Origin of the sequence: Halobacillus litoralis (assembly GCF_009856445.1) — a bacterium.
GTDB lineage: Bacteria > Bacillota > Bacilli > Bacillales > Halobacillaceae > Halobacillus > Halobacillus litoralis.
In genome coordinates, this window is record NZ_WMFA01000001.1 from 325,627 (window position 1) to 337,745 (window position 12,119).

The 12,119-nt window shown below is 44.1% G+C and carries 11 protein-coding genes; 6 read left to right on the top strand and 5 right to left on the bottom strand.

Annotated features, from left to right (window positions below; all coding sequences use genetic code 11):
- Positions 1-42 precede the first annotated feature (42 nt).
- Entirely contained in the window at positions 43-747 is a 705-nt protein-coding gene (locus tag GLW00_RS01505) for a CAP domain-containing protein (RefSeq protein WP_160910711.1), read from the top strand.
- 99 nt (positions 748-846) lie between these two features.
- Here the strand turns inward: GLW00_RS01505 and GLW00_RS01510 are convergent, their stop codons facing one another.
- Positions 847-1,455, bottom strand: coding sequence for a hypothetical protein (locus GLW00_RS01510; RefSeq protein ID WP_160910712.1), 609 nt, complete (start codon positions 1,453-1,455; stop codon positions 847-849).
- Between the two features lie 253 nt (positions 1,456-1,708).
- On the opposite strand from GLW00_RS01510, the gene GLW00_RS01515 reads away from it, so the two are divergent.
- Both GLW00_RS01515 and GLW00_RS01520 read left to right on the top strand, forming a co-directional pair.
- Positions 1,709-2,986 (top strand): sensor domain-containing diguanylate cyclase, encoded by a 1,278-nt coding sequence (locus GLW00_RS01515; RefSeq protein ID WP_160910713.1) that lies wholly within the window; start codon positions 1,709-1,711, stop codon positions 2,984-2,986.
- A gap of 14 nt (positions 2,987-3,000) precedes the next feature.
- Positions 3,001-4,392, top strand: coding sequence for an amidase (locus GLW00_RS01520; RefSeq protein ID WP_160910714.1), 1,392 nt, complete (start codon positions 3,001-3,003; stop codon positions 4,390-4,392).
- Between the two features lie 93 nt (positions 4,393-4,485).
- Here GLW00_RS01520 and GLW00_RS01525 read toward each other — a convergent pair whose 3' ends face one another.
- Complete coding sequence (locus GLW00_RS01525; protein ID WP_160910715.1) at positions 4,486-5,238, bottom strand: alpha/beta hydrolase family protein; 753 nt, start codon at positions 5,236-5,238, stop codon at positions 4,486-4,488.
- A 152-nt stretch (positions 5,239-5,390) separates the two neighbouring features.
- On the opposite strand from GLW00_RS01525, the gene GLW00_RS01530 reads away from it, so the two are divergent.
- From GLW00_RS01530 to GLW00_RS01540, 3 genes are all read left to right on the top strand, one after another.
- Entirely contained in the window at positions 5,391-6,431 is a 1,041-nt protein-coding gene (locus GLW00_RS01530; protein WP_160910716.1) for an ATP synthase beta subunit C-terminal domain-containing protein, read from the top strand.
- Positions 6,432-6,593: 162 nt separating this feature from the next.
- Positions 6,594-7,766, top strand: coding sequence for an MFS transporter (locus GLW00_RS01535; protein ID WP_160910717.1), 1,173 nt, complete (start codon positions 6,594-6,596; stop codon positions 7,764-7,766).
- Between the two features lie 137 nt (positions 7,767-7,903).
- Positions 7,904-9,196, top strand: a complete 1,293-nt coding sequence (locus GLW00_RS01540; protein ID WP_160910718.1) for an alpha/beta hydrolase family protein — start codon at positions 7,904-7,906, stop codon at positions 9,194-9,196.
- A 100-nt stretch (positions 9,197-9,296) separates the two neighbouring features.
- On the opposite strand, the gene GLW00_RS01545 is transcribed toward GLW00_RS01540, so the two are convergent.
- The 3 genes from GLW00_RS01545 to GLW00_RS01555 form a co-directional block, all read right to left on the bottom strand.
- Positions 9,297-10,019, bottom strand: a complete 723-nt coding sequence (locus GLW00_RS01545) for a Bax inhibitor-1/YccA family protein (RefSeq protein WP_160910719.1) — start codon at positions 10,017-10,019, stop codon at positions 9,297-9,299.
- A 61-nt stretch (positions 10,020-10,080) separates the two neighbouring features.
- Entirely contained in the window at positions 10,081-10,701 is a 621-nt protein-coding gene (locus GLW00_RS01550) for a response regulator (protein ID WP_160910720.1), read from the bottom strand.
- The gene (locus GLW00_RS01555; RefSeq protein ID WP_160910721.1) at positions 10,679-12,034 is read right to left on the bottom strand and encodes a sensor histidine kinase; all 1,356 of its coding nucleotides are present in this window, start codon (positions 12,032-12,034) and stop codon (positions 10,679-10,681) included. The genes GLW00_RS01550 and GLW00_RS01555 overlap by 23 nt, the downstream gene beginning before the upstream one ends.
- Positions 12,035-12,119: the final 85 nt, after the last annotated feature.

The following is a 12,119-nucleotide window of genomic DNA, read 5'->3' on the forward strand; positions in this document are numbered from 1 at the left end:
TGGGAGAGAGTACTTCTAGCCTGAAGTGAGGAGAGAATCGCCATGATTAAAAAGTTCTTTCTCTTTCTTGTGGCCTTGTTTGTCATCATCGTCATTGCGACACCAGTTTCTGCCCAGGATTTTTGGAAAGAAGGTCCACGGGCTTCCTATGAGAGGGTATCGCAACATGTGCAGGGCTTAGTAGAGAATACAGATATAAAAAATGAGTTTCAGAATTTTGCAGTAGATGTCCAGTCTTTCTTTAAGTTCCTTGAAGATGTGGAATGGAAATACCCGGATGCACCTCCAGAAGAGCAAGAATCCTCAGATCGCACGACTGAACGGGTGTCAGAGGATTCACTCTCCGGCTATGAATTGAAAGATTTCGAACAGGAGGTTGTGGCTCTGGTCAATAAAGAACGGGAAGAGCGGGGACTTGAGCCATTACAAACCCATAATCGTTTGAGCGCATTAGCCAACGTAAAGTCGCAGGACATGGCTGACAAACGCTACTTCAGCCATACTTCACCAACCTACGGCTCGCCCTTTGATATGATGGACGAATTCGACTTCCGTTATCGGGCAGCAGGTGAAAACATAGCCGCTGGCCAACGGTCACCTGAAGAAGTTGTAGAGGGATGGATGAACAGTGACGGCCATAGAGCCAACATTCTACACGAAGACTTCACTCATATTGGTGTAGGGTACATGGAAGGTGAAGGACCATATAAAAGATACTGGACACAACTATTCATGACCCCTCGTTAATTAATGAAAGCCGGATTCCGACGCACAGGAATCCGGCTTTTTTTAAATGTGTAGGCAGGATTTTAAAATACCGGGATGCAGGAAGGATGTAGGAGTTCATTAGTTTTTGGAGACGGATTTGAAATACCCTTTGACATTAACAGGGTCTGTATCTCTCTCGGACTCAGCCCACTCTATAATCAAGGAAAACAACTGGATGATCATGATCATTACACCCGTGTACAAAAAGGCCTCCGTATCCGTACCTTCACGGAAATAGAAAGAGGATTCATGATAGAGCACAAATAATATAGAGGTCAGCATTAAGTATAAAAAACGTCTCATGTAATTTTGGAGCTTGATGAAGGAACATTGCAACAGTAGAGGGGCCCAGTAAATAAAAGACCCGAATCCTAAAAGAAACAGGTGAACAAACTCGTGGATAGGAAAGTGAAAGGTTAAATCGAAGCTTACGAGTGCACTCATCACAAAGATGGTTGAACTTAAAAGGGGGCGGCGGCTTAATTTAATTATCCAGCGAAGGCTGGAACGGAACCAAAGTTGTTTGTGATTAGCATAGAGAATGAAAGCAGGGGCTAGTCCAAAGCAGATGGTACTCCTGACATATTGAAAAGGAGTGGATGATAAAAGGTGGTGGATGGCCAGAGCAGTAATAATAAACAGCGAATAAAGAAGAAGTGTGAGGATGGAATTTTTATAGACCTTCATTGGAATTCATCTCCTGAAAGCTTTCGATTTATTTACCCTCCCCATTTTCAAATAAACCTATGTAGAAAAATAATTCCATTTAAGAATGTTAAAGTATTATTCGCTGATCAGGACATGGTGAATAATTAAGAAAAATGGAAAAAGTCTGTATATAAATGGAAGGCAAAGATGAACTAGTGTTATAATTTTGAAGTTAAAACATTAGTTTTTCGTTCTTTTCCCATTATTATCAACAGGAAAGAAGTGCTTACATATGAATGCTATCCAGTCCTTGATTCGAAAACCATCGATATTTAAAAATTTATTTCAGCATTTAAGTGATGCCGTAGCTATTATACAAAATGTAAAAGGGAGGATGATCTTCACCTATATCAATGCAACGATGCAGCGGGTGTATGGGGATCTTCAGGGAGATGCATTACATGACCTTTATTGTGAGGCTGAGTGGAAACATATCGCGGAGACGATGGAAAAGGCGGATAAATTCCCTGAAACGATCGTTGAGAGCTCTGACCGTCCTCCAAACCCATTTCAAATCTCATACGGGATACAATCGATAAAGGTGGAGGATGCTTATCTTCTATACATAAAGTCGGGGTATGCCCAAACATGGGAACTGATTGAAGAGAAAGAACGTCAACGCATAGAGAGTGAGAGTCGTTATGAATCGGTAGTCGAAGCATCGCCGGACTCGATATTTCTCCATGATAAAGAAGACCGTATCATTTATGTGAACCGAGCAGGAATAGACTTGCTTGGGGCGGACAAAGCTATAGAATTACTTGGTCAGGATATAAAGAATTTCCTCTACAATGAATCCCTTGAAGATGTACGTCACCGCCTGAATACTTTATTGTCAGGGGGATATGTAAAAGGACCGATTGAACGTCAAGTTAAAAGAATGGATGGGTCGATCATTGATGTTGAGCTGCATGGAGGTCTTGTCGAATACCACCAAGTCAAGGCGGTCCAGACGATTTGCCGTAACATATCGGAACGAAGAAAGCAGCAGCATCAACTAGAGGAAATGGCTTATCATGACCAGCTGACAAAAATCCCGAACCGGCGGTATTTTTTTGAAAAGTTGGAGGATGAGCTGAAACGGATGGACCACCGAGATTCGATCTTTGCCTTACTATTCTTTGATTTGGATAATTTCAAACAGATCAATGATCGCTATGGACATCAAATCGGTGACGAACTGCTTGTCATCTTCACGAAACGGCTCAGCCGTGGGTTAAGAAAAACGGACACGCTTTCTCGCCTGGGTGGCGATGAATTTGTTATTCTTTTATCAGGGTTAGCTGACATCAACCACCCGCGTCAAGTAGCCGATCGAATGCTGGATCGTGTACTCCGCCCGATCCACTTGCAGGGATGTGAGATTGAAATCAGTGTGTCGATTGGAGTGTCTATTTATCCTGAACATGGGGTAGATGAGGGAGAACTTCTCACAAACGCTGACCGGGCGCTCTACAAAGCGAAAGAAAATGGAAGAAGTTGTGTATCGGTTTATACTCATGGTTCATGAAAGGAGAAACAGTCATGGAAATCCAAGAGCTTCATCAGTTCGATGCCATCGCATTAAAAGAGAAAATAGAAAGTAAAGAATTGAACATATCAGATGTGATTCATCACTATAAATCAGTCATGGAACGTAAGAACCCTGAATTGAATGCTGTGGTGCACTACATAGATGAACCTGTTAATAAAGGCGGATATTTTCGGGGCCTTCCTTTTCTTATCAAAGATTTAAATGCTGTCCAAGGGCAGCCGTTATCCTACGGGTCAAAAATAATGAAAGGTTTTGAAGCCAATGGGGATGATGAAATAGTGAAACGCTTCAGAAGGGGCGGTCTTACCTTTATTGGGAAAAGTAATACACCTGAATTCGGCTTCACGCCTGCTACGGAGTCTGTTCACTTGGGATTCACGAAAAATCCATGGAACAATAAATATTCACCTGGAGGTTCAAGTGGAGGAGCAGCTGCAGCTGTTGCATCCGGTATGGTCCCTTTTGCACATGCCAGTGACGGAGGGGGATCGATCCGCATCCCTGCTTCCAACTGTGGTTTGTTCGGGTTGAAACCGACGAGGGGGAGGACGCCTTTTTCTATGCATCTGAACAGCCTTGCCGTCAGTCACGGGGTAACAAAATCAGTAAGAGACAGCGCTGCACTCCTTGACCTGCTGGAAGGACCACAAAAAGGAGATCTCTTTGCAACCCCGGCCAAAGGGAAGCCTTATGATCGGATTTCTCACGAAGATCTCGGGTCATTGAAAATTGCGTATATGGCAGACTTTGGAGAAATGATGCCTATCCAGCAAGATGTTCAACAAGCCATTCGTCATACGGCGGATCTCTGTGAATCGCTCGGGCATGAGGTAGAAGTCGCCTATCCCGATTTTGATCTCCATCGTTTCATGGATGCGTTTGTTACAGTATGGGTCGTCGGTGGCGCTTTAGCTGTTAAAGGGGCAGCAAAAATGAATGGGGTCAATCCTGATGATCAGCATTTGGAGAAAATGCTTTCGACATTGATAAAAAAAGCGGAAGGCTACACCGCAATGGAATACGAGCAGGCACGCATGTTTTTGGCGACGGAGAGTGTGAAATTTCACTCGTTCTTTGATCAGTATGATGTGCTGTTGCACCCGGTTAATTCTAAGTCTGCTTTACCTTTAGGATGCTATAACGGAGAAGAAAAAACAATTGATGAGATATTGGCTGTATCTGCCCAATATGCTCACCTTTCCCCAGTGGCGAACGTAACTGGCCAGCCTGCCATGAGTGTTCCTCTTTACTGGAATGAAGAGAATATCCCAATTGGTTCTCACTTCACTGGGAGGTTTGGGGATGAACGTACACTGTTAAAGTTAGCCGCCCAGCTCGAAGAAGCACGACCATGGTGGCACAAATATAACGAGATCGTCTAAAGAGAACCCGTAGTCCCCGCAAAGGGACAACGGGTTGTTTATCTAAGTCCCTTATGGAACATTGTGGGAGTCTTCCACAATCAGGAACGTTACTTAGAAGTGTTTGTGGAGCCAATCTATGGCTGTTTTTTCTACGTGGTTCAGGTATCCCTCAAAGCTGTGGGGTGCGCCCTTAATGACAGTCAATTGTGAGGAAGGCGAGAGCCATTTCATTCCTTTTTCAGTTAAAGGCAGTAATATCTCTTCTTCTCCTTGATCACCATGGACAATCAAGACAGGGCATTGGATGGAGGACAGCAACTTCTCCTGATCTAGTTGTTCAAAGTCTACTAACATTTGTTTTGATATCACAATCTCTTTACGGTAAGGGTCTTGTACGGGTTGTTTCAGATAACCGGTTTCTTTTAGTTCCTTTAATTGAGCGGAAGTGAATTCTTCTGTCCAATCGTATGTAACAGGGCCGGTCCCTGCTCCTGTAAGGATCATGGTCTTAATGTAATTGGGTTGATAGCTTTCGAGGCAGACGCGTGCTCCTAAACTGTGTCCGTAAAGGGCAATCTGAGTAAACCCTTTGGAAACAGCATGATCCATGGCAGCTATAAGGTCGTTCACTTCATCTTCAAGGCTTAATGGTCGGTTTTCACTTTCCCCACACCCCCCGAAATCGAATCGCATCACATTGTACCCGAGGTTTTGGAAGCAATCTGCAAATCGATCGAATCGACCGTGCGATGAGCGATTGGAACGAAATCCGTGGCACATGATGATCAGTTTGTCATTTGTCCCTTTCTGAAGGACGCCTCTTATCTTCAATCCTTGTATATTACGAAAAGTAATCCTTTCCATTGCCTTCCCCCCTAAGCTTATTCTACTAGCCTACCATAATATGGAGGGTGAAGGTTTTAAATTTAAACGTAATTTAAATTTCTTTTTAAAGTAAAAATTATTGCTTTTGAAAGTAATTAAGATTACTATATAAGGTAATAAGGAGGGTGATGATGGAATCTATTCACTTGAATGTCGCACTTTTAAGAAGGCGTGTGCCGAACTTAACGAAAGCAGCAAGATCGGTCGGTTTACGACCTGCAACAGTTTCGAATCTTTGTACTGGTAAGATTGCGCTCGGAAGAACGGAAGTACGAACGTTAGTCGCTTTGGCGAGCTTGGCAGAATGCAGTGTAGATGAACTGATTATCAGAGGGGAGAAATTCGAAATGATTGAAACAGGAATTAAGACGATCGACTTGTTTGCTCCATTGGCTAAAGGTGGAACAGCCGGCCTGGTAGCAAGACCAGGGATGGGACAGCTGGTCGTTTTAGCGGAAATCTTTTATCGTTTGAAAAAAGAAGGATACTTCATCGTCATGCTTCAGCCGGAAGGAGATCATCCGGAGGTTTCGGACATTACAGGTGATGTAGATTCCATACACCTCACCATAGACGAAGCAGAAAAGGCTGTTGTTGAAGCATCGAAAACGCAAGAAGTCATTTTTGTATCGGATCGTTCTCATGTGCAGAATGGAAGTATCTATCAGCTGCAGGAAAAATGGGTAGGGGAGGCTTCTGTCACTACATTTCTCGTCGATTTGAAAGGAGAAGCTGTGGACGAAGATTTGCCATATGGACCTCTTGAGACTTTATGGCAGTTTGATATGGATTTATCTGCACGACATATGTATCCGGCTATCCATCCGATCTATTCCACATCTTCCGTTTTAGAGGGGGCAAACCTGGATCAGGAGCATCTTTTAACCCAACAAAGAGCACAAAAGCTGTTGCGCCGTTATCGTGAGCTGAAGTCTATCGTCCGGGCGAGTGGGATGGACCCCTTGTCAGAGGCGGACACGCTGCTGTTCAAGCGGGGAGAGAAATTGGAGTCCTATTTAACTCAACCATTTTTTGTAGCCGAAGCCTTTACAGGTATGAAAGGCACTCATGTTCCAATGAAAACAATGCTAATAGACGTAAGGAAAATTACAGATGGGAGCTACGACCACAGAAAGGTTGAAGAATTCGGCATGATCGGCACCCTGGACTGACCTCAAATGGGGGTGATCTGCCAGTTTCTTTAGGTTAAACAACAGGAAGAAAAAAATTTTCATAAAAAAACGTTTACATGAAAAAATACAGTTTTAACCTGGATTCAGCGGGGAATTTCCTGAAAATGTTCCGTTTCAAATCATTTTCAGGAGGTACCCCACATGACAAAGGGAAAAAGTATACATGCATTAATTATTCTTATGTTTACCCAATTCATTTCGGGTGGTGTAACCAATACAAAGGGGATTGTACTGGATCAAGTAGAGAAGGACCTGGGGTTGGATATGAGCCAATTCGGTCTTGTAGTTCTCATTTTCCAACTTGGCTTTACGCTTGCCAGTGCCGTTATCGGTTACTACACCGATAAGAAAGGCTTGCGGACGATGACCATCATCGGTTCCATCATTATGGGTCTTGGATTTCTGGGTACGGGACTTGCGCCTAATATCATGTTCTTCTTAGGTTTCTATATGATCGTAGGGTTCGGATTAGGAGCGCTCGGTGTCGCTTCCAACGCGATCGTTCCCGCCGCTTATCCGAAAAAACAAAATCAGATGTTCAACCTTGCGATGGGAGTGTATGGGTTAGGAATGGTGCTATTTCCACAATTTCTAAACTACATGTTCCAATTTGCCTCCTGGCGTTATTTTTATATAGGGATTGCCGTCAGTTTACTAGCTGTAATCATCTATATTACCAGCGTAGCTTTTCCATCAGGGAAAGCAGAAAAAATGGATTTAAAAGCATTCATTCCTATGCTGAAAGACGCTCAGTTTGTTTTTCTCATGATCTTTCTCGTCTTCCAAGTATCGGCAGAAGTCTCGTTCATGAATTTCTTCCCGACGTACTTGAAGTCGCTGGATCTTGGCGGAATGTCAACGGCTAATAAAGAGGACATGGTGGCCACCATCCTCTCTGTCTTCTCCATCTTCTTCATGGCAGGACGTCTAGGTGTGGCCTATTTGACCAATTGGATCAATGAGCGCATCATCTTAATTACATTTTCTGCCGGGGCTTTGTTAATGGTAGGGGCCAGCTTCTTAGTCGCTGAGAATTTCCCTTACCTGTTCGCAGGGGCAGGGTTGTTCTTCTCCACATTGTTCCCTACTGCCACCGCCTTTGGTACCCAGCTGTCTAAAACAGGTGGTTCAGCCCTTGGACTCATTTATATCGCGGCAGGAATTGGTGGCGGTATTGCTGGTTACATCGTCGGACTAGCTTCTGAAGTTTTCGGAATGGCCGGTGGTTTCAGTATCGTTATTGTATTCCTTGCTCTTATGTTTATCACAACATTCTTCCTCAATAGTAAGAAGTCAACGCAAGCTCAAGCATAAATGTAAGCACTCCGTCTTTTTTTGACGGAGTGTTTTTGTGAGCTGCGATGATCTAACGCAAATGAAATGGTTTCCTAACATCTTGTTATAAATTTCCTTCATCTCTTGTAAAATGGTAGATATGAGGGAGGGTGACGATGAAAAAGCTATTTTTGCTGGCAATCGTACTTTTTATTATTACAGGTTGTAACGAGAAGAATGAGGAAACCGAAGGAAAAGAATATAAAGAGTTGGAAGGTCACTGGGAGGGTGAAATTCAAATCCCCAATCAACCTTTGAACATTCTGGTCGATTTTCAGTCTGGAGAAGAATGGACAGGGACAATCGCCATTCCTGCTCAAAATGTTACGGATTTTTCGTTAACCGAGATCGTTGCCAATGAAGAAAGTGTCTCTTTTCAGATGCCTCTTCCTGGGCAGTCTGTTCAATTTGATGGAAAACTGGAAGGAGAGCAATTGAGCGGTACTTTTACACAGAATGGACAAACGTTCCCATTTTCACTGAGAAAAGGCGTGAAAGAGGATAAGGGGGATGACGAGGGAGATTTCTTATCTATTGAAACATCGACAGGCCAATTATATGGTGAGTTGTTGCTCCCTAAGAAAAAAGGTCCCTATCCCGTCGCATTAATTATCCCAGGCTCAGGACCTACCGATCGAAATGGGAACTCTCAGGGAGGTGCGGGAAACAACAACAGTCTCAAGCTTTTGGCAGAGTCTTTAGCAGACAAAGGGATTGCTTCCCTAAGATACGATAAACGAGGCGCAGGCAAAAATATAAATGCTGTCACGGATCAAAGTGAGATGCGATTTGAAATCTTTATTGATGATGCCAAGCAATGGCTGGAAACATTAGAGGATGATGACCGTTTTACGGATATAGCAGTGATTGGCCACAGTCAAGGGTCCCTTGTCGGAATGATGGCTGCAGGTGCTGAAACGACAGAAGCATTCATTTCCTTAGCAGGTGCCGGCCAAACCATTGATTATGTTTTAGAAAAGCAGCTCGGTGACAGTTTACCGGCAGATTTGTTTGAAGAAAGTCAAACGATTCTTGGACAGATGCGGGAAGGTAAGACGGTTCCTGACGTCAGCCAGTCTCTCCAAGGTGTGTTTGCTCCGGATGTTCAATCCTTTCTTCTTTCATGGATGGCTTACGACCCTTCCGAGCAGTTAAGTGAGCTTGATGTCCCGACATTAATTGTAAATGGAACGCATGACATACAGGTGCCGGAGTCAGAAGCACAGCTTTTGAAAGAGGCAGAGCCGGAGGCGGAACTGATGCTTGTGGAAGGGATGAATCATGTGCTCAAGGAAGCTCCTGAGAATAGGGATGAGAACTTAGCGACTTATACGAACCCTGACCTGCCTCTTGCGGATGGACTTGTCGAGGGTATCATCGATTTCCTGAACCAGCACGGTTTTCATTAGGTGCTCATCAAGGGACAATTATTCTAGTAATAAGGAAACTTGAATAGAAAGAAAAGAGAGGGATTTCCTGACAAAGGAAATCCCTCTCTTTTTAGTTCGTTTAGCGTCTGAGTTTTTGGAGAAGGCGGAGAATTTCAATGTATAACCAGACAAGAGTTACAATCAAGCCGAATGCTCCGTACCATTCCATGTGCTTGGGCGCACCTCGGTTGACGCCTTTCTCAATGAAATCAAAATCAAGAACGAGGTTCAGGGCGGCAATGGCCACGATGAAAAGGCTGATTCCGATCCCTACAGGCCCACTGGAATGGAGATAGGGAACAGTCATGCCGAAAAAGTTCAAGATGAAATTTACCAGATACACAAGGAAGATGCCTAACGTAGCTGAAACAACCATCAGTCGGAAGTTCCTTGTGACTTTAATGACTCTTGTTGCATAGAGAATCAACAAAGCTCCCATCACTGCTAGCGTCAGGCTGACAGCCTGAATGACAATCCCGGAATAAGCTCCCTCGACGAAGGCCGAAATACCACCGATGAAAAAGCCTTCCAGTGCTGCGTATATAGGGGCAGTGACGGGTGCAGCTTTAGGGAAAAAGGTGGTGATCAAAGCGAAAATAAGACCTCCAATAGCCCCAATGATCATCATGAGGGTCACATCGACTCCCAATGAGTACTGGTACCATGTGTATGCCGCAGTTCCTAGTAAAAATAAAAAGAGGAGGGATATTTTTGCTGTTGTCCCACCCAGAGTCATCGTCTTTCCAGTTGCTGCAGAACGCTGAAATGTATCGTCTTTTAAAACGGGGTTTCCCGATCTCATCGTACCACTCCTTCTTTATGCATCTCCTTTAAGGTATACCCTTCGTGAACACGAGAGACACTTAATGGGCATACCATTTGTAAAGCTTTTTCGGTCGTCCGATTTTCTGGTGACTCACCACTTGTTTGACTTTGCCTTCTTCTAGTAAATGCATGAGGTATCGGTACACGGTCGGGTAGGCAAGGCCGATGTCTTTTGAGATAACGTCTACGGGATAGGCGTCACGATTTTCCTGCAAGTAGCTGGAGATGGAACCTAATGTACCTTTGCTGATTCCTTTAGCGGTGAACACATCATCATCATCTTCCTGCTTGTTTTTCATGTTGGCAATCTGTGCATGAAGCTTGATTCTGGAAATGAGATCAGGAGCCTTCACTGGTTTCAAGGCAAAGTCGGTGGCGCCTTCTTCCAGGAAGCGATCAGCCACTTCCTGCCGTTCATCTACCGTGAGCACGAGAATGGGGACGACCGTATTGTGTTTGCGGATTTCCCTGACGGTCTGGAGTCCATCCATCTCCGGCATATGATAATCGACAAGGATGACATCATACGTTCCTTTTAGAAACATATCGGTCCCTTCGCGACCGTTCACTGCCGTGTCTGATTCCCACCCGGCATGTTTACAAAACTCTGTCAGCATGTAACGTAAAGATTCATCATTATCCATGATCAGTATTTTCATCTCGCACTCTCTCCTTCGGTAAATGGATCCAAAATGTCGTTCCGACTCCTTGCTCGCTTTCAATGGATAGCTCCGCGCCGTGTTCATTGACGACGTTTTTGACGAATGTCAGTCCTACACCAGGATGGGACTTCGTACTGTATCCTGCATTCCAAATTTTATTGATATTGGATTGGCTGATGCCATGGCCATTGTCTTTCACACCAATAAGAATGCCTGATTGTTCTACTTTGGTAGCGATGGTCACTTTGGCGTCTTTTTTTCCTTCAACAGCATCGCTGGCATTATCAATCAAATTGACCAGCGCTCGTGTCATTCTGATTTTATTAATATAAATTTCAATATTTTCATCAGCGCTTAAATCAAATGCATAAATGGTGGCTGAATCTGATAATTTATTCGCGCGTACATATTCGATGAATGTTTTTAAGGTACACCAATTTTTCTTCTCGTGATACAAGATTTCAGATACCATATCGCTGGTTGCTTGAATGGACGAGGAAATTTTATTGGTGTACTGAAGGATTTCGTCGTCCTTCGTTTTCATTTGGATGAGGCTGTTCAGCCCCTCCATCAGGGATAATGGAGTTTTCAAGTCGTGAACGAGGTGTAAGGCCTCTCTTCCAGAACGTGATTCCACCATGTCGAGCCGGGCAATGTCCAAGTCCTGTCTCATTTTTGCTTTTTGTTCAGCAACAGTTAAGTACACCGCGAGGAATGTGGCATTTACGATAAATACCGCAAAAAAGACGAGGCTGTAAAAGCTTAACGTACTCCCGAAACCCAGCTCCGCAGCCATACTTTTCACTTCCATGGAAATTTGTCCGCCACCAAACCCGAAAGCGCTTAGGAAAAGGACCGTATCCAGCCATTGGAACCCGAATAGCAATTGGGCGAGAATGAAAGCTTTGAATACAGGGCGTAATTGCCCATTTCCTAAAAAGTGAAGGACAGCGATCGATAATAAAAGAAAAATCGCAGGACCTCCGAAATGGTAGTTGATGGAGTTGTACCCATTAATCAAGGCGTAAACCAATGGGATGATGATCAGTGGGACAGCAACCTTCAACCAGGGCCGGTTCAACTTTACCCCGAGCTCATCTCCGAGCAGCAGAGCACCAATGTAATGAGGGAGGGCGCGAACTGTATTTAACATGACCAGTCCGAACGCAGCCATCATTAATGTGGCACCTGAGGGAGCAGCTTGAAGCCTCTCGATGACAGCTGCCAGGCCGGACCTCTCCACACTCAGCCAGAGCGGCATAGTCATGCCAATCAATATGAGAACGATTTTAATCCATATACTCTTCGACTTCAGCAATTCTGATTTCATGGCAGTCACCCTAACGACGAGATCTTTCTATATATTCTAATATATGAGACTGATATTTTCGATGCTTTTTTCCTTTGAAGCACTA

What these genes read in the sequence shown, in the direction of transcription:
- GLW00_RS01505 (WP_160910711.1), top strand. Translation starts at nt 43, where the DNA reads ATGATTAAAAAGTTCTTTCTCTTTCTTGTGGCCTTGTTTGTCATCATC.
- GLW00_RS01510 (WP_160910712.1), bottom strand. Translation starts at nt 1,455, where the DNA reads ATGAAGGTCTATAAAAATTCCATCCTCACACTTCTTCTTTATTCGCTG.
- GLW00_RS01515 (WP_160910713.1), top strand. Translation starts at nt 1,709, where the DNA reads ATGAATGCTATCCAGTCCTTGATTCGAAAACCATCGATATTTAAAAAT.
- GLW00_RS01520 (WP_160910714.1), top strand. Translation starts at nt 3,001, where the DNA reads ATGGAAATCCAAGAGCTTCATCAGTTCGATGCCATCGCATTAAAAGAG.
- GLW00_RS01525 (WP_160910715.1), bottom strand. Translation starts at nt 5,238, where the DNA reads ATGGAAAGGATTACTTTTCGTAATATACAAGGATTGAAGATAAGAGGC.
- GLW00_RS01530 (WP_160910716.1), top strand. Translation starts at nt 5,391, where the DNA reads ATGGAATCTATTCACTTGAATGTCGCACTTTTAAGAAGGCGTGTGCCG.
- GLW00_RS01535 (WP_160910717.1), top strand. Translation starts at nt 6,594, where the DNA reads ATGACAAAGGGAAAAAGTATACATGCATTAATTATTCTTATGTTTACC.
- GLW00_RS01540 (WP_160910718.1), top strand. Translation starts at nt 7,904, where the DNA reads ATGAAAAAGCTATTTTTGCTGGCAATCGTACTTTTTATTATTACAGGT.
- GLW00_RS01545 (WP_160910719.1), bottom strand. Translation starts at nt 10,019, where the DNA reads ATGAGATCGGGAAACCCCGTTTTAAAAGACGATACATTTCAGCGTTCT.
- GLW00_RS01550 (WP_160910720.1), bottom strand. Translation starts at nt 10,701, where the DNA reads ATGAAAATACTGATCATGGATAATGATGAATCTTTACGTTACATGCTG.
- GLW00_RS01555 (WP_160910721.1), bottom strand. Translation starts at nt 12,034, where the DNA reads ATGAAATCAGAATTGCTGAAGTCGAAGAGTATATGGATTAAAATCGTT.